20 protein-coding genes and 1 tRNA gene are annotated in these 16,823 nt (G+C 60.4%); 9 read left to right on the top strand and 12 right to left on the bottom strand.

The genetic code is table 11. From position 1 onward, the window contains the following. Positions 1–3: 3 nt before the first annotated feature. The 10 genes from ACP15U_RS11680 to pdxH form a co-directional block, all read right to left on the bottom strand. Positions 4–648: a hypothetical protein gene (locus tag ACP15U_RS11680; protein ID WP_425045320.1), complete on the bottom strand. Its 645-nt coding sequence runs from the start codon at positions 646–648 to the stop codon at positions 4–6. Positions 649–747: 99 nt separating this feature from the next. Continuing rightward, complete coding sequence (locus ACP15U_RS11675) at positions 748–1,050, bottom strand: hypothetical protein (RefSeq protein ID WP_425045319.1); 303 nt, start codon at positions 1,048–1,050, stop codon at positions 748–750. 74 nt (positions 1,051–1,124) lie between these two features. Further along, positions 1,125–1,382, bottom strand: coding sequence for a hypothetical protein (locus ACP15U_RS11670; protein ID WP_425045318.1), 258 nt, complete (start codon positions 1,380–1,382; stop codon positions 1,125–1,127). Between the two features lie 30 nt (positions 1,383–1,412). Then, positions 1,413–1,700, bottom strand: coding sequence for a hypothetical protein (locus tag ACP15U_RS11665; RefSeq protein WP_425045317.1), 288 nt, complete (start codon positions 1,698–1,700; stop codon positions 1,413–1,415). Between the two features lie 111 nt (positions 1,701–1,811). After that, positions 1,812–1,985 (bottom strand): hypothetical protein, encoded by a 174-nt coding sequence (locus ACP15U_RS11660; RefSeq protein ID WP_425045316.1) that lies wholly within the window; start codon positions 1,983–1,985, stop codon positions 1,812–1,814. A 50-nt stretch (positions 1,986–2,035) separates the two neighbouring features. Then, positions 2,036–2,656, bottom strand: coding sequence for a hypothetical protein (locus ACP15U_RS11655; protein WP_425045315.1), 621 nt, complete (start codon positions 2,654–2,656; stop codon positions 2,036–2,038). 254 nt (positions 2,657–2,910) lie between these two features. Beyond that, positions 2,911–2,987 (bottom strand) — tRNA-Pro (locus ACP15U_RS11650). Positions 2,988–3,037: 50 nt separating this feature from the next. After that, complete coding sequence (locus ACP15U_RS11645) at positions 3,038–3,511, bottom strand: DUF192 domain-containing protein (protein ID WP_425045549.1); 474 nt, start codon at positions 3,509–3,511, stop codon at positions 3,038–3,040. A gap of 10 nt (positions 3,512–3,521) precedes the next feature. Continuing rightward, entirely contained in the window at positions 3,522–4,058 is a 537-nt protein-coding gene (locus ACP15U_RS11640) for a cold-shock protein (protein ID WP_425045314.1), read from the bottom strand. 118 nt (positions 4,059–4,176) lie between these two features. Beyond that, positions 4,177–4,782, bottom strand: coding sequence for a pyridoxamine 5'-phosphate oxidase (gene pdxH / locus ACP15U_RS11635; RefSeq protein ID WP_425045313.1), 606 nt, complete (start codon positions 4,780–4,782; stop codon positions 4,177–4,179). A gap of 167 nt (positions 4,783–4,949) precedes the next feature. Here pdxH and fabI point away from each other — a divergent pair, with 167 nt between their 5' ends. The 6 genes from fabI to trpE all read left to right on the top strand — a co-directional run bounded on the left by fabI (position 4,950) and on the right by trpE (position 11,824). Then, the gene (gene fabI, locus ACP15U_RS11630; protein WP_425045312.1) at positions 4,950–5,756 is read left to right on the top strand and encodes an enoyl-ACP reductase FabI; all 807 of its coding nucleotides are present in this window, start codon (positions 4,950–4,952) and stop codon (positions 5,754–5,756) included. A 51-nt stretch (positions 5,757–5,807) separates the two neighbouring features. Continuing rightward, entirely contained in the window at positions 5,808–6,317 is a 510-nt protein-coding gene (gene gpt, locus ACP15U_RS11625) for a xanthine phosphoribosyltransferase (RefSeq protein ID WP_425045311.1), read from the top strand. Between the two features lie 9 nt (positions 6,318–6,326). After that, entirely contained in the window at positions 6,327–7,112 is a 786-nt protein-coding gene (locus ACP15U_RS11620) for a 2-dehydro-3-deoxygalactonokinase (protein WP_425045310.1), read from the top strand. Between the two features lie 70 nt (positions 7,113–7,182). Next, entirely contained in the window at positions 7,183–8,361 is a 1,179-nt protein-coding gene (locus tag ACP15U_RS11615; RefSeq protein ID WP_425045309.1) for an aminotransferase, read from the top strand. A 94-nt stretch (positions 8,362–8,455) separates the two neighbouring features. Beyond that, positions 8,456–10,300 carry a peptidyl-prolyl cis-trans isomerase gene (locus ACP15U_RS11610; RefSeq protein WP_425045308.1) on the top strand — a complete coding sequence of 615 codons (1,845 nt, stop codon included), beginning with the start codon at positions 8,456–8,458 and terminating at the stop codon, positions 10,298–10,300. Positions 10,301–10,312: 12 nt separating this feature from the next. Next, on the top strand, positions 10,313–11,824 hold the full coding sequence (gene trpE / locus ACP15U_RS11605) for an anthranilate synthase component I (RefSeq protein WP_425045307.1): 1,512 nt from the start codon (positions 10,313–10,315) through the stop codon (positions 11,822–11,824). Between the two features lie 111 nt (positions 11,825–11,935). On the opposite strand, the gene ACP15U_RS11600 is transcribed toward trpE, so the two are convergent. Both ACP15U_RS11600 and ACP15U_RS11595 read right to left on the bottom strand, forming a co-directional pair. After that, positions 11,936–12,508 (bottom strand): dihydrofolate reductase family protein, encoded by a 573-nt coding sequence (locus ACP15U_RS11600; RefSeq protein WP_425045306.1) that lies wholly within the window; start codon positions 12,506–12,508, stop codon positions 11,936–11,938. Positions 12,509–12,644: 136 nt separating this feature from the next. Beyond that, positions 12,645–14,144, bottom strand: coding sequence for a divergent polysaccharide deacetylase family protein (locus ACP15U_RS11595; RefSeq protein ID WP_425045305.1), 1,500 nt, complete (start codon positions 14,142–14,144; stop codon positions 12,645–12,647). A 267-nt stretch (positions 14,145–14,411) separates the two neighbouring features. Between ACP15U_RS11595 and ACP15U_RS11590 the strand changes: the two genes are divergently transcribed. Genes ACP15U_RS11590 through trpC form a run of 3 tightly spaced genes read left to right on the top strand, consistent with a single transcriptional unit; the run spans position 14,412 to position 16,818 of the window. Next, on the top strand, positions 14,412–14,993 hold the full coding sequence (locus ACP15U_RS11590) for an anthranilate synthase component II (RefSeq protein WP_425045548.1): 582 nt from the start codon (positions 14,412–14,414) through the stop codon (positions 14,991–14,993). Then, the gene (trpD, locus tag ACP15U_RS11585; RefSeq protein ID WP_425045304.1) at positions 14,990–16,009 is read left to right on the top strand and encodes an anthranilate phosphoribosyltransferase; all 1,020 of its coding nucleotides are present in this window, start codon (positions 14,990–14,992) and stop codon (positions 16,007–16,009) included. Before ACP15U_RS11590 ends, trpD begins: the two co-directional genes overlap by 4 nt. Further along, entirely contained in the window at positions 16,006–16,818 is an 813-nt protein-coding gene (trpC, locus tag ACP15U_RS11580; RefSeq protein ID WP_425045303.1) for an indole-3-glycerol phosphate synthase TrpC, read from the top strand. The genes trpD and trpC overlap by 4 nt, the downstream gene beginning before the upstream one ends. Positions 16,819–16,823 lie beyond the last annotated feature (5 nt).

Here is a 16,823-nt window from a genome sequence, read left to right as displayed (position 1 = left end):
CTCTCACTTGGGGCAGATCGCTGCCTTTTGGGCATCCGATATATTCAGCGCCGGATCAACCTTGAAGTTGGAGAATTTGGCGTCGATCCACTTGTCGCACCCGCCTGAGCAAGGCGCATTGTTGCGGGCCTTGTTCCAGTAGGATTTTGCACGGTCCTCCGACCACCCGCAGAATTGCACCAAGGCCATCGCCGACAGCGCACCCGAAGAATGCACCCCCCACATGCAGTGCACCAGAACCGGGCCTTTGCCGGGATTCTCGATCACGTTGTGGATGGCCTTCATAACATTGGCAGGCCGCGACGAGCGCGCAGCTTCATAATCGAAACCACCCGCACCACAGCTGGTCTGCCCATAGTCGGTATTCTTGCCGAAATCGGCGTAGAACCCGGCCGAGAACCCTTGGTCACAAAACGCCTTGCGCTGGTTCTGGCTCAACCCGGTGCGTCCCTTGTCGCCGCCCTTGAAGCCGGACCGGTAGAGAACACCGCTCAGGACCGGGCGAAAGAATGAGACCCCGTCCACGCCGCCGCTGCCGCCACGGGAGATCATTTCTTTCTCGCCGGGGCCACCGCTTCGTGCGGTGACATCCGCATTGGCGGCCAGACCGAAGCAAGTTGCGATCAGGCAAATCAGGAGCAAACGCATAACAAATTCCTTCTATCTATAGTTGAGGCGCCCAACCGGAATTGGATCAGGATCGCCCCAGCACCAGAAAACACCGCAAAACACGCGGTGTCACGGTCTTTACTGGCTGTTTGCTTGGCGCATTTTCTCAAGGGCTGCGTCGCACTCTGCCGCGCTGTTGACCACTTCGCCCTCATAGGCCTTGCCGGACATCGCTGCCATGTCGCTGGCCGCACGGTTCAGCACCTGATCAACCTGAGCGGCATCCAGAAGCCCTTCTTCCTGCGCAGCTTTCACGGTTGAACAGATCCCTGCGCTAAGCCCGGCCGCGGCCCCCAGACCGGCGGCGCTTCCCAGCATCATCGAGCTTCCGAAAAACCCAAGGATGACGCCGACAAGGATACCAATAATCAATTTTCCCATAGTCTTCTCCCATTTGTGCATTTGAACGGGCCCCGGGAAACCCAAAACCAGAACCGGCAGCACCCGGCCCCGGATCAACGCCGCTTACGCAGTCGGCGGCAAATCACTGTCATCAAGATCAGGTTGAGCAGCGGTGAAAGCGCGGCCAGAACGGGTTTGGCCGCATCTGGCGCCCCGTCGAGCAACAGATTCCACGGAAGGCCCAAAGGCAGCAGGAACAAGCCAGACAGCGGGTCCTGCTCCTGACCGAACCAGCCGAATGTGCCGACCAGAAACAACAGCAATGCCAGCAGGTAGATTCCGGAAAAGATGGTGATCACAACACGGCACATGATGCAGTGGTCCTGCCCGGTGAATTCCAGTTAGCCTTCGGCGGTGTAATAGACTTCCTGAACGGCGCCCTCGTTTGTTGCCACGCAGGCCCATGGCGCCTGAGCACCGGCGACCTGAACCATGACACTGGTGCCGGCCTCGGACGGTGACACGCTGATCGTGGACACCTCACCCACACCGGTTTGGTTGGCAACGGCGGCAAGGCAGTTGCTTTCGGCGGCCGAAGGCGCCGAGGCCGTGCTGGAACTGTCATCACATGCGGCCAGAATGGCGGCCCCCGCTACCAGAAGCGGCAATGCGCTTAAGTTGTTTTTCATGGTCCCTCCTATCAGGTTTTTTCCGGGTTAGCCGGCCAATTTCGATGTTTCTTCCGTTTTCATCCGGTCAATCTGAAATACCGAACTGCAACATTCCTCGATCCTGTGGGATCACATCGGCCAAATCAAGTTAATGGCCGCAACCACCACAAAGTAGGCAAGAAATCTCTTCCAGCTCCAGGTGTTGCCCTCTTCTTTGCTAACTATACCGCTCGCGTTCAGCGCCAGATTTGTCAGGACCAATGCAACAACAATGACAGCGGCATGTGCCAGATCGAAATGCATGGCGAAGCCTCCTTTTCAGACCAGATCTTGTCCCGGTTTCCGGGCCCGGTTCACTCGATGCCGAAAATGACGTTGAACGACACAGATTGACTGCTGCGATTGATCACCTCGACGACATGGGTGCCATTCTGAAACAGCTGCCCACGATATTCTCTGTCGGTCGGGGTCATGTCCAAAAGAGCGGATCCGTCCGGGTTGAAAATCTGGTAGTCGATCGTTGCGTCGTTGGGCGCCACACGGACATAGAGAAACTGGCCATCCTTTGCGCCCAGCTCATAGCGATGTGAGCTTCCGGGTGTGAGCGATCCGGTCAGTTCCGCCCCGGTTTCCCCTGACTTGAACTTGACGGTTTCCGTATCGGTCGAAGGTTCAGAACTGCTGGCCGATCCCGCTCCGCCATCTTCCACCTTGGTCAGTTCTCCGACACTGCCGTCCTTGTAGGAAATGCACCGCCAGACCGCCCCGGTGGAATCTTCAAGCATCACCAGCGTTCCCGCCTCAGAGTAGCTTTGGCTGATGACACCACCACCCGGCGCCACATCCGGCCCGTTCGCTTCGATGACCGCATCGATGCACGGATCGACATATGTGGTGTCGGACGCAATTGCGGCGTTTGCGCCCAGTGCGAACACAAAAACAGCAACCCCACCGGCTTTGGTTATTGCAGACATGATTTCGCTTCCTCCGATTGCCTTCGATACACGGTAATCCTGAGCCCACTGGAATCAATATCTTCCGCAGGGGAAGGCTGAGAAAAGCGCATCCAGAATGCCCGGACGGTATAGCACCGCTGGCGCAAATCGGATTTCCGCAGGAGTTTTCCCGGGTCTCGAACTGAGGCGCTGGCACCGAGTAAGCACCGTCCCAAACCAGAATGACGCCGCTTGCGCGTTTTCACGCTGATCGATTTGGCAGTTTAGGAAAGTGGTCGGGGCGGCGAGATTCGAACTCACGACCCCCTGTACCCAAAACAGGTGCGCTACCAGACTGCGCCACGCCCCGGACCGTGGCGCCTCCATATCGGGCGCGAACTGATTTGAAAAGCCCAAAGATCACTCTTTGCAGGACCAAACCGCCGGACCGTCCGAAAATGCCGGGTGCCGCAGCTCGGCCCCTTCGGAAATTCCGTAGCGTTGCGCCAGTCCCCCGTTGATCTCGAGCACGGCGAACACGTTCCTGCCTCCGTCGATCGGGGTCAGATCGCCGGGAACCGCCTCGTGATGAACGCGGATCACCCGACCGGTTCGATCGACAAAAATCATATCGAGTGAGATAAGCGTGTTCTTCATCCAGAACGCGACCCGACCGGGCTTTTCGAACACGAACAGCATACCGGATGAGCGCGGCATGCTTTCGCGGAACATCAGACCCTGCGCACGGCTTTCCTGTGTTTCAGCCAATTCGACCGAGAACCGCAGTTCGGTTCCTCCGCTGCGCACCTGCACCACGGCAGGATCGCAGGTGTCTGCGGTCGCCGAAAATGAGAGAAAAATTGAAAAGGCAAAGGCCAGAGCAGCGGCAAAGATCCGCACCGGATCAGCCCTGTTCGGCTTGCATCGCGGCTTCCCATGCCGCGACCTCGGCCGCCATGCGGCCGCGCTTGCCGTCGATTACCCGCATCGCCAGCGCTTCTCCGGGTTGAAGATCCGCCAGACCGGACTGGCGCAGCACTTCGATATGCAGAAACACGTCTTCGGACCGCCCGAAGATATTGGCAAAGCCAAACCCCTTGCCTTTGTCGAACCACTTTACACGCGCCGGCTGCAGCGGTTCGTCGCGGATGCTGTCGGGATCGATTTCGGCAAAATCCGTAAGAACCGGGGTATCATCGCGCTCGGGCGGCTCGATACTGACCACCTCAACGGCCTGCACCCCGCGATCGGTACGGTGGGTGACGATCTCGATCCGGGCGCCATCGGCGACCGAACTCTGACCGAAATTCCGCAAAACGTTCACATGCAGAAGAATATCGGGGCCGCCTTCGTCAGCGACGACAAAGCCGTATCCCTTATTCGGATCGAACCACTTCACCTGGCCGCGAATGTGATACATGCTGTTGAGATCGTCTGCCACGGCCTGTCCGTTGAGGTTTGTGTTTTCCTTACCCTTTGGTGTGCGCGATTTCAGACCCCGAATTCAAGCGAAAAAAGAGCCTTCAAATCAGTCGATTGCATTTCACGTAACGTGAAGTTCATGGGTTGAGGCGGTCGATTTGCCATTCCTCATCCGGCTTTTTGCGGTGCCACTTGAACCTGTCGTGCAACCGAAACGCGCCGTCTGCCCAGAACTCGATCTCGACCGGAGTGATCCTGTAGCCACCCCAAAACGGCGGACGGGACGGGTTGGGACCGTGCTGCGCTGTGACCTTTGCCACCTCTGCCATCAGGGTCGTCCGGCTCGACAGCGGGCGGGATTGCTTCGACGCCCAGGCTCCGAGCCGGCTCTTGAGCGACCGGGAGGCATAATACTCATCGGCCTGCGGCCCCTCTTCGCGGGACACCACTCCGCGAACACGGATTTGTCGACGCAGCGACTTCCAATGCATCACGAATGCGGCCTTGCCAGCCTGGTCAATCTCACCAGCCTTGGCGCTTTCGTAGTTGGTGTAGAAGACAAAGGCGCCATCCTCGATCTCTTTCAATAGAACCATGCGCGCATTGGGAAGCCCGTTCGCGTCTACGGTCGACAACGCGATGGCGTTGGGATCGTTCGGCTCTTCAGTTTCGGCCTCAGCCAGCCAGGACCGCGCGATTTCGAATGGATTGTCACCGGCAAAAATTCCTGTTCTGTCTGTCATCGGTACTTCCCCGGATATTCCATGTCATGAGTATTGCTCCGGTCGGAAAACCGGTCTTTGGCGCGAAACTAGGCCAGCCGCCTCCGACCGACAAGATCACGCGCACTTGATGCGTCCAATTCAATGCCCTAAACCACCAAAAACTCGGAAACAGGCGGAGTGAACGCATGTCTAATCAGTTGATGGCCGGAAAACGTGGCCTGATCATGGGTCTGGCCAACGACAAGTCCATCGCGTGGGGCATCGCCAAGGCGCTTGCAGACGCAGGCGCAGAGCTCGCCTTCTCCTATCAGGGTGAAGCCCTGAAAAAGCGTGTGGATCCGCTGGCCGAGCAACTGGGCAGTGACATTGTCCTGCCCTGCGACGTCGGTGACGAAGCCTCGATTGACGCGCTTTTTGACGGTCTGTCGCAGAAATGGGACAAGCTGGACTTTGTCGTTCACGCCATCGGCTTTTCCGATAAGAACGAACTGCGCGGCCGCTATGTCGACACAAGCCGTGACAACTTCAAACTGACCATGGACATTTCGGTCTATTCCTTCACTGCGGTCATGCAGCGGGCCGAGAAAATGATGTCCGAAGGTGGCAGCGCAGTAACGCTCACCTATTACGGCGCCGAGCAGGTCATGCCACACTACAACGTGATGGGGGTTGCCAAGGCCGCGCTGGAAGCGTCGGTCAAGTATCTGGCCGAGGATCTCGGCAAGGACGGTATCCGCGTGAATGCGATCTCGGCCGGTCCGATCAAGACGCTCGCTGCTTCGGGCATCGGCGATTTTCGCTACATCATGAAGTGGAACGAATACAACTCGCCCCTGCGTCGAAACGTGACCACCGGCGACGTGGGCAACTCGGCCCTGTATCTGCTCAGCGATCTGGGCAGCGGCGTGACCGGGGAAAACCTGCATGTCGACGCTGGTTATCACATCGTTGGCATGAAGGCGGTGGATGCCCCGGATATCGAGAAGGGCTGAGAACATTCCACCTCGGAACCCGAAGCGAAAGCACAGAAAAGGACGACTTTGATGACCGGCAAGGACCGCCTCCCCCACGAAAAGGGCTTTCACATCAGCTGGGACCAGATCCACCGCGACAGCCGCGCGCTGGCCTGGCGTCTGGATGGCCAAGGCCCGGACAGCGGAGCCTGGAGGGCGGTGGTTGCGATCACCCGTGGCGGCATGGCGCCAGCAATGATCGTCAGTCGAGAACTGGACATTCGAACCGTCGATACGATCAGTGTGAAATCCTACCACCATCAGGCGCAGGGCGAGGCCGAAGTGCTGAAATCGCCGGATGCTGAGCTAATGCAGGATGGCGAAGGGATTCTGATCATCGACGATCTGGTCGACAGCGGCAAAACGCTGGAACTGGTGCGCGAGCGTTATCCCAAAGCCCATTTTGCAACGGTTTACGCCAAGCCCAAGGGGCGACCGGTTGTCGACACTTTCATTACCGAAGTGAGCCAGGACACCTGGATCTTTTTTCCGTGGGACATGGCCTTGCAGTATGTCGAGCCCTATCGCGGAACCGACTGAGGCATTGTCATGACCGATCAGTGGATCGGCGTGCTCGCCACTCCCGCAGGCAGCCGCTCCTGGCGCATGTCCGGCAGCGATCCAGTTGCGGAACTGCCGCCCGGCGATCCGCTTCCACCGGACTGGGCCGGGCTGCCGCGTCTCATTTGCGGCGACGATGGCGACGCCCCGCCGACCCGCCCTGTCCCGGTCAAGCCGCTCGACAATGCGCTGTCGGGAGAAGGATCAGAGCGCCGGATTTCCGGGCTCCATCAGGACACACCCCCTGTCCGCTGCTTTGGTGCCGAGACCGCAATTGCCGGTTTCCTGTCGATGAACGCGAACTGGGATGGTGTCGTCTGCCTGCCCGGCCATCGCACGGTCTGGGCCCATGTCAGTGCCGATGAGATCGTGAGCTTCCAGACCTTTGCGACCGGAGAGATTTTGGATCTGCTGATTCGGCATGGTGCAAACGCAGACCGGTTTGACGAACCCCTGAACGAGATCGAATTTCTTGAAGCCGTAGCGGAAACCTTGTCTCGACCTGAGCGGCTGGCGCAGCAACTGGCTGGACTGGATCTGGTCGCGGAGGAATCGGCTCGATCGGTGGCACAGGGCGCGCTGATCGGCGCCGAACTGGCCGCCGCACGGCCTTTCTGGCTTGGGCAACAGATTGCCGTGATCGGTATACCGCCACTGTCCGGGGCCTATGTTTCTGCTTTGAGGGCGCAGGGTGCGCCTGTCGCCGAGGCCGATTCCGACCGGATGACTCTTGCCGGGCTGGCGGAAGCATGGCGCAAACTGCAGGACACTTGAGCCGAAGTCGCTGCTCTGTCAGACAAGACCAAGGCAGAAGGATCGCAATGGCAGGACCGGACGACATTCCATGACCCAAACCCGCACAAGATCCACCTTTGCCCCTCCGGTGATGGAAGCCCGGCGCTGGCTTGAAGGCGTCAGCTTTCCGGACGACCGGCCGCTCATCAATGTCAGTCAGGCTGCTCCGGTGGACCCGCCGCATCCCGACCTGCGCCGCGCCATGGCCGGCGCCGCATTGGAAAACGATGCGGCGCATCTCTACGGCCCGGTTCTGGGTTTGCCGGATCTGCGGGCGGAACTGGCCGGACAGATCTCGCGGCATTACCACGGTCATGTGACGGCCGAACAGGTCGCCATAACGTCAGGATGCAATCAGGCCTTTGCCGCTGCGATTTCTGCCCTAACCACACAAGGAGATGAGGTCATCCTCCCAACTCCTTGGTATTTCAACCACAAAATGTGGCTCGACATGGCGGGTGTTCAGTCCGTTGCCTTACCCACCGACGCCGGGTTGCTCCCGGATCCGGCCCGGGCCGAAGCCCTAATCACCCCGCGCACACGGGCCATTGCGCTGGTCACGCCGAACAATCCCGGCGGCGTGGAATACCCTGCCGATCTGGTTCGCGATTTCCACGACCTTGCGGCGCAGCACGGGCTGCGTTTGCTGCTTGACGAAACCTATCGCGATTTCGACAGCCGCGAAGGTGCACCGCACCCACTCTTTTCGCTGCCCGACTGGGACAGGGTGCTGGTTCATCTCTATTCCTTTTCCAAGGCCTACCGTCTGACCGGACACCGTGTCGGAGCCTTGGCCACCGATCCCGCGTTGCTGGCCGAGGTCGAAAAGTTCCTTGATACAGTCGCGATTTGCCCCAACCAGATCGGGCAACATGCCGCCCTGTGGGGCATGCGCCATCTTCAGGGCTGGCTTGCCGGCGAACGGGCCGAGATCCTTGATCGGCGTGCGGCGATCTCTGATGCGATGCCCGCACTGCGTGCGCAGGGTTGGGAATTGCTCGGATTGGGTGCCTATTTCGCCTATCTCGCGCACCCTTTCGACATGCCATCGGACGAATTGGCCCGGCGGCTGGTGCCCGAGGCGGGTGTCCTGCTGCTGCCCGGAACGATGTTCATGCCCGAAGGCGATGCAGCCGGCAAACGGCAAGTGCGGGTTGCCTTTGCCAATCTCGACCGCGCCGGGATCGAACTGCTGTTTGGTCGGCTTGCCAACCTGCCTTTTTCCTGAAGGTCCCTTCTGATCTTGCCCCCCCCTGCGCCGCAGCGTAGACAGGGCCGCAACAGGGAATACCGGCACTCACCTGCCGAACTGAGGGGGCATCATGGCCGCAGGCGTCAAAACGTTTTCAAGAACCTTTGTCTGGATCCTGATGGGTCTGCTGATTGTCGGCCTAGCCGGCTTTGGCGCAGTCAATATGAGCGGCACGGTGCGCACCGTTGCACAGGTCGGAAACCAGACCGTAAGCGTAGATTCCTATGCCCGCGAAATGCAGCGAGAGCTGCGCGCTATCGAGGCGCAGGCCGGTCAGCCCGTCACGATGGTTCAGGCGCGGGAAATGGGTCTGGACCAGATCGTCCTTGCCCGCCTTGTCGCCCTGGCTTCGATCGACAGCGAGGTCCAGGATCTTGGCATCTCCATCGGTGACGAGAACCTCCAGCAAGAGATCGTCGAGATCCCCGCGTTTCAGGGCCCCGACGGCCAGTTCGACCGCGAGGCCTATGACTTCCAGCTCGAACAGGTGGGGCTGAACGAGGCGGAGTTCGAAGCTGACCTGCGCCGCGAATCTGCGCGCACGCTGGTGCAGGGCGCGGTGTTCGCTGGTGTCGAAATGCCCGATACGCTGTCCGACACGTTGATCGAGTATCTTCTGTCGCGCCGCAGTTTCACCGTCGCGACGCTTGATTCCTCGGCCCTCGAAGCTCCGGTCGCTGCCCCCACCGATACCGAGGTGCAAGCCTTTTACGATGAAAACCCGGACGGCTTTGTGCTGCCGGAAACCAAACGTCTGACTTATGCCCTGCTGTCACCGGAAATGCTGCTGGATCAGGTGGAACTGGACGCAGAAGCCGTGCGCCGCCTCTATGACGAGCGCGAGTCGCAATACAATCAACCCGAACGCCGTCTGATCGAACGCCTCCCCTTTGCCGACGAGGATGCCGCAAACTCGGCCAAAGCCCAGCTTGAGGTCGGCGGCACCACGTTTGAACAATTGGTCAGCGACCGCAGATTGTCGCTTGTTGACGTGGATCTGGGCGATGTCCCGGCTTCGGATCTTGGCGAGGCAGCCGAAGCCGTGTTCGCGGCCGAGATCGGCGATGTGGTCGGCCCGCTGCCGTCATCGCTCGGTCCGGCACTGTTTCGGGTGAACGGAACGCTCGAGGCGCGCGTCACCGCATTTGAAGATGTTGCCGACGAGCTGCGCGACGAACTGGCTGCCGAGCGCGCCCGCCGCCTGATCGAGGCGCAAGCCGAAGATGTGAACGACCTGCTGGCAGGCGGGGCGACGCTGGAGGAATTGGCCGACGAGGTCGAAATGGAGATCGGCCAGATCGACTGGTCCGAAGAGGCGTTTGACGGGATTGCCGCCTATGATGCCTTCCGCAACCGGGCCGCTTCGGTTACTGCCGATGACTTCCCCGAAGTCGATTTCCTCGAAGACGGCTCGATCTTTGCAATACGACTCGAAGAGGTTCTGCCGGAACGCCCGGAACCGCTTGAACAGGCCCGTGACCGGGTTGTGTCGTCCTGGACCCTGGCGGAAACCGACAAAGCCCTGCGGGCGCAGGCCGAGACCATCCTGACCGATCTCGCGGTTTCGGGTGATTTCACGGAAACCGGCCTGCCCTTCCGCGTAGAGAATGGCCTAACCCGAACTGCCTATCTCGAAGGCACACCGGCGGATTTCATGAACCAGATCTTTGAGATGGAACAGGGCGAACTACGCGTGACATCCGGACCCGGCGTGGTGCTGATCGTGCGTCTTGACGAGACCCTGCCGCCTGTCGAAAACGAAGAACTGGCCGCAATGCAAACCGCATTTGGCGAGCAGATGAATCAGGCGCTGGCGCAGAACCTGTTTGACGCCTTTGTGCGCGACGCCCAGACCCGTGCCCGCCCTACCGTGGATCAGCGCGCACTGAACGCGGTTCAGTCGAGCTTCCAGTAACGAGAGCATTTCATGGCCCTGACCCCTGATTTCGAGAGCTTTGCCCGGATCCACGAAGCGGGCGAGAACCAGATCGTCTATACCCGGCTGGCCGCGGATCTCGATACCCCGGTATCGCTGATGCTAAAGCTGACAGGTGCCCGCAAGGACGCCTTTATGCTGGAGTCGGTCACCGGGGGAGAGGTGCGCGGGCGTTACTCGATCATCGGAATGAAACCGGATCTCGTTTGGCGCTGCCGGGGAACGCAATCCGAGCTGAACAGGACCGCCCGCTTCGACGATCAGGCGTTCGAAGCCCAGAGCGGCAACCCGATGGACAACTTGCGGTCGTTGCTGGCCGAGAGCCGCATCAACTTGCCCGACGACCTGCCTCAGGCTGCTGCCGGCCTGTTCGGCTATCTGGGATATGACATGGTTCGGCTGGTCGAGCATCTGCCGGACGTGAACCCTGACCCGCTCGACCTGCCGGACGCTGTGATGATGCGTCCTTCGGTCGTTGCCGTGCTCGATGGGGTCAAGGGGGAGGTCACCGTCGTTTCTCCGGCATGGGTCAGCGACGGCCAATCCGCCAAGGCGGCTTACGCGCAGGCAGCCGAGCGGGTCATGGACGCCGTGCGAGACCTGGAACGGGCCATGCCCGGTGAGAGCCGGGATCTCGGAGACGAAGGAGAGGTCGAGCCACCCGTCTCGAATTTCTCCAAGTCTGGCTATATGGAGGCCGTGGAAAAGGCCAAGGAATACATCCGGGCCGGCGACATCTTCCAAGTGGTTCCGGCACAGCGCTGGACACAGGATTTCCCCCTTCCGCCGTTTTCGCTTTATCGCTCGTTGCGGCGTACCAACCCGTCGCCGTTCATGTTCTACTTCAATTTCGGCGGGTTTCAGGTGGTCGGCGCATCGCCCGAGATCCTTGTTCGGGTTTTCGGCGACGAAGTCACAATCCGCCCGATCGCCGGCACCCGCCCCCGCGGCGCCACCCCCGAGGAAGACCGCGCCCTCGAAGCGGACCTGCTGGCCGACAAGAAAGAACTGGCCGAGCACCTGATGCTGCTGGATCTGGGCCGCAACGACACCGGACGTGTTGCCAAGATCGGCACCGTGCGCCCGACCGAAAAGTTCATCATCGAACGGTATTCCCATGTGATGCACATTGTGTCGAACGTGGTCGGCGAACTGGCCGATGACAAGGACGCACTGGATGCGTTCTTTGCAGGCATGCCGGCAGGCACTGTCTCGGGCGCCCCCAAAGTGCGGGCGATGGAGATCATCGACGAGCTGGAACCGGAAAAGCGCGGCATTTATGGCGGTGGCGTAGGCTATTTCAGTGCCGGAGGCGACATGGATATGTGTATCGCCCTGCGCACCGCGATCGTAAAAGACCGCAAACTGTACATTCAAGCCGGTGGTGGTGTGGTCTACGACAGCGACCCCGAGGCTGAATTCATGGAAACGGTGCACAAATCAAACGCCATCCGTCGCGCCGCGGCCGATGCGGCCCGGTTTACCGGGGACGGCAACACCTGAACAGTCCACGACCGTGTCCAATGGGCGTGTTCGGCTGCTCGATGGGCCGTGATTCGGCAACTGGTCCGGGTAGCGCCCAAGACAATCCGAGCGCTTCATGTTGGTCTGAAGTTAGCTGCTCGAAGTATTATTCTCGATCCGATACCGGATCTGGATGTAGTCGCTCGGACAAACCACCGCGCGCGAGTCAGTTAGCTTCACATCTCGAAGCGTCTTTCCGAACAGAGGCTTACCTTCACCAATCAGAACCGGCATTTGGGTGATCACAATCTCATCCAGCAGCCCAGCCGTGATGAAGGCCTGTATGGTGGAACCGCCATCGACATATGCGCTCTGATGGCCTTCGGCCTCCAGCTTGCCCAGCAGCGCATGCAGATCGCCCGAATACATCTCGACCTTGTTCATCAAGTTGTCCGGTGGCGTTGCAACCGTGTTACTGAGAACGACGATCTTAATGTGTCCATAAGGCCAAGCTTCCGGCGGCAGATCGAAACTGCTGATCTTCTCCATGGTTCTGCGACCCATGATCATGCAGTCGACCGTCCCCAGATAGGTCTCAAAGTCGACATAGCCCTCGCCCATACCAGCCTCGGGTTTGCCCGCGGCTTCCAGCCAGTCAATGCCGCCATCGGCCCGGGCAATAAAGCCATCAGCACTTGCCGCGATATATGCCGAGCATTTCATACCCATCTCCGAGCGTGTTCATGGGGCTCGTGTTTGTGGTTGCGATGCAACTCCAATGAGAACCCTAACCCTGCAAGTCCGAGCGACCGCTCCCCTGCACAGCGGTATTGTACAATATGCGGGCGTGATGCCCCAATTACTGCTGCGTCAGCACCGCCGACACGGGCGCCAGCGTCACACGGTTGGCCCGGTCTTGCAAACCCCAGAGCAACAGCGCCGAGATCGTGTCGGGGCGCACCCGGCCCAGCATAACCACGGCGCCTTCCTGACGTGCCCGGAATGCAGCCTGATCAAGAAAACGGCGCATTACGGTCGGGGTTTGCCCCGCGCCGTCAAAATCGCGGAACACCACGGCCGAGGGAACACCATTCCGGGCTGCCAGTTTCTGCACCGTATTCAGACCGTTATCCTGCGTGATCAGGCCCCGGCCGGTAGACCCGGCAATGGCCGAGACCTGCTCTGCCATTTCACGGTTGCCCTGAATTCCACTTCCGGTGCCCTCCAGCAGGGCGACAGTTTCGGGCATCACGTCCAGCCAGACCGAAAGTGAAACTTCGGCATCCTGCGCGGTGGAGGCGCCCGGCATGTTCAGCATAGCCACCACCTCTTGCCCTGCGGCGCGGTAGCGCGCCATTTTTTCGGCTGCATCCGGGGCAGCGGGATCAACCGCGAAGCTGAGCGGATATGGGAAATCCCTGAGTGCCTCGCCCCCAAGCGCCATATCGTCATCGATGAGAACAATCGCCATCAACGGCTTGTCCTCGGTATTTTCAAAACTCGCAGCGTAGGTCTCCAAAGGCGTGGCGTCGCCGGAGACAACAACTTCGGCTGTCTCGGGTTCTGCCTCGGGCTTGTTGCGTTCGGTCAGCGGCACAACCCTGTTGCCCACTGTCGGCGATGTCGAGCTATCCGCTCCGGAGCCGGCCTGCGGCAACGCCGCCAATTTCGGTGCATCTGCGCCTTCCGAGTCCGGCGTCACCACCGGCGCTTCGTTTCCGGCAGTGACCGAGGATTCAGTCGATGGTTGCGGTGCAGCCTCGGGTGCCGTTTCTTCAGCCACGGCTGTAGGTTCCGTTGTATCGGGGGCCGGATCATCGGTTTCCCTCACCGAAGGTGCGGTTTCGGTATCCGAAGTTTGCGACCCAAAGCCAGTATCGCTGTCACCCAGATCAGGCAGCGCAGGTTGCGCCGGTGTATCGGTGGCCGCCGTCGGTGTCTGTTCTTCCTGCGGAGATTGCGGCAGTCCTGCTTGGTCTCTGGCAGAGACCGGTGTATCTGCGCCGACAGAAACCGATCCGCTCTGCGGTTGATCTCCGGGACCGTCCAGCGCGCCAGTGGCCGGGCCGACACTTGGTTTGTCTCCCGGTTGGGTGTCGGCATCATCCAACGCCGTCAGCGTTTCGTGCTCGCTGTCTTGTGCACCGGGGCCGACAGGGGCCAATTCGACAAGGTCGCCATCGGTTCCGAGATTGGCAACCGGACCACTATCGGTGGGTGCCTCGGTTTCCGTTCCCGTTTGTGGGCCATCCCCGTTTACGATCGGTCGCTGCGGCAGAGGCGACATCAAGGACATCCCTGCCCCGACCACCGCCACGATGGCCGTTCCGACAATCATTCCTCCGACAAACCCACGCATTGTGTTCGTGCCCTCTTACTTGCCTGTCTCTCTGCCAGTCTCCCGGCCGGTCCCTGCGTCAGAGCCGTTGCAGCTTCTGCGCCCGTCCCCGGCCAATCGACCCGGCTCCGCCCTCTGTCAGGAGCGGTCGCCAACCTTCATGCCACGATCGGGCACACGCGCATCAAGCGGCTCTTGACGCTGCCGCGCAACCCTGAACATGTATGTGCCGACACTATAGAGCGGCTGGACCTTCCGCCACCAGCCCCAACTTATGCGAAAAACCCGATGTTGCTGCTGATCGATAACTACGATTCCTTTACCTACAACTTGGTGCATTACCTCGGGGAGCTGGGAACCGAGATGGTCGTCCGTCGCAACGACGCCATCGACGTGCAGGAAGCAATGGCCATGAAGCCCGCCGGGATCCTGCTGAGCCCCGGCCCCTGCGACCCGGATCAAGCCGGGATCTGCCTTGCCCTGACGCAAGCGGCTGCCGAAACCCGCACCCCCTTGATGGGTGTGTGCCTTGGCCATCAGACCATCGGTCAGGCCTTTGGCGGCAAGGTGACACGGTGCCACGAGATCGTTCATGGCAAGATGGGAACGATGCATCACACCGGAACCGGTCTCTTTGCCGGCCTGCCATCGCCTTTTGAAGCCACCCGCTACCACTCGCTGATCGTAGAGCGCGAAACCCTGCCCGACTGCCTCGAGATCACGGCATGGCTCGAGGATGGAACGATCATGGGCCTCCAGCACAAGGAGCTGCCCATGCATGGTGTACAGTTCCACCCTGAGTCCATTGCATCGGAACATGGCCATGCGCTGCTTGAGAATTTTCTGAAAGACATGAAGGTGACCGCATGAGCGAGCGGCTGAAACCCTTGATCGGCGCGGCAGCCGACCGTCCCCTGACACGCGATGAAGCCGAGGATGCCTTTGCCATCCTGTTTGACGGCGAAGCGACACCCAGCCAGATCGGCGGCCTGTTGATGGCGCTGCGGACCCGTGGCGAGACAGTGGACGAGTATGCCGCAGCTGCCGCCGTTATGCGCGCCAAGTGCAATGCGGTGCACGCGCCCGACGGCGCAATCGACATCGTTGGCACGGGCGGTGACGGCAAGGGGACACTGAATATCTCGACCGCAACCGCCTTTGTCGTGGCCGGAGCCGGTGTCGTCGTAGCCAAGCATGGCAATCGGAACCTGAGCTCGAAATCCGGCGCTGCTGATGCGTTGGGGGAGATGGGCATTAACGTGATGGTCGGACCGCAGGTTGTTGAAAAGGCTCTGAAAGAAGTCGGTATCGGCTTTATGATGGCACCCATGCATCACCCGGCGATTGCCCATGTGATGCCAACTCGTCAGGAGCTTGGCACGCGTACGATCTTCAATATTCTCGGACCGCTGACAAATCCGGCCGGTGCAAAACGCCAGCTGACCGGCGCTTTCTCGCGTGACTTGATCCGTCCGATGGCGGAAACCCTTGGCCAGCTTGGCTCGGACCGGGCGTGGCTGGTGCACGGTTCGGACGGAACGGACGAACTGACGATCACCGGCGTCAGCTGGGTAGCGGCGCTCGAGGACGGCACAGTCAAAGAAGTTGAGCTGCATCCCGAGGACGCCGGCCTGCCGGTTCACCCTTTCGAAGACATCCTTGGTGGCACGCCTGCTGAAAACGCCGTGGCTTTCGGGGCATTGCTGGACGGCGCCGCCTCGGCCTATCGTGATGCAGTTCTGCTGAACGCCGCTGCTGCGCTGGTTGTGGCGGACGCGGCGGCGGACCTGCGCGAAGGTGTGGCAATGGCCGCAGAAAGCATCGACAGCGGCAAGGCCCGCGAGAAAATCAGCGCGCTGGCGCGCATCACGCAGGACAATTCATGACCGGAACCATTCTCGACAAGATCAAGGCCTACAAGCTGGAAGAGGTTGCCGCCGACAAGGCCGCCAAGCCATTGGAGGCTTTGGAAACCGAAGCACGCGAGGCGGGCGCTGTCCGTCCCTTTGCCAAGGCTTTGCAAGAGGCTGCGCGGGGCGGCTATGGGTTGATCGCCGAGATCAAGAAGGCCAGCCCGTCCAAAGGGCTCATCCGGCCCGAATTTGACCCGCCAGAGCTGGCGCAAGCCTATGCCGAAGGCGGGGCCACATGTCTTTCGGTGCTGACGGACACACCCAGCTTTCAGGGCGCCAAGGAATACCTGTCCGCCGCCCGCAGTGCCTGCGATCTGCCCGCTCTGCGCAAGGATTTCATGTATGATCCCTATCAGGTTGTCGAGGCGCGCGCCCTCGGCGCAGATTGCATTCTGATCATCATGGCATCGGTTTCCGACACCCAGGCCGCCGAGCTTGAGCAGACGGCCTTTGACTGGGGCATGGATGTGCTGATTGAGGTGCATGACCTCGAAGAACTTGAACGCGCAAACGGCCTGAAAAGCCCTCTTCTGGGGATCAACAACCGCAACCTCAAGACCTTTGAGACCAGTCTGGACACCACCAGAACGCTGGCCAAGCACGCCTCGGCCGAGCGGATTCTGGTATCGGAAAGCGGATTGAACACGCCCGAGGATCTGGCAGACATTGCCCGCTATGGGGCGCGGTGTTTCCTGATTGGCGAAAGCCTAATGCGTCAGGACGACGTAGCGGAGGCGACGAAATCGCTACTGGCCAACCCACTGGTGCCGGGCGCGATGTAAGGAGG

This window comes from Primorskyibacter sp. S87, from assembly GCF_049801055.1.
Classification (GTDB): domain Bacteria; phylum Pseudomonadota; class Alphaproteobacteria; order Rhodobacterales; family Rhodobacteraceae; genus JBNAGF01.
Note: the sequence above shows the minus strand (reverse complement) of the source record. Positions and strands in the feature narration are given on the sequence as shown.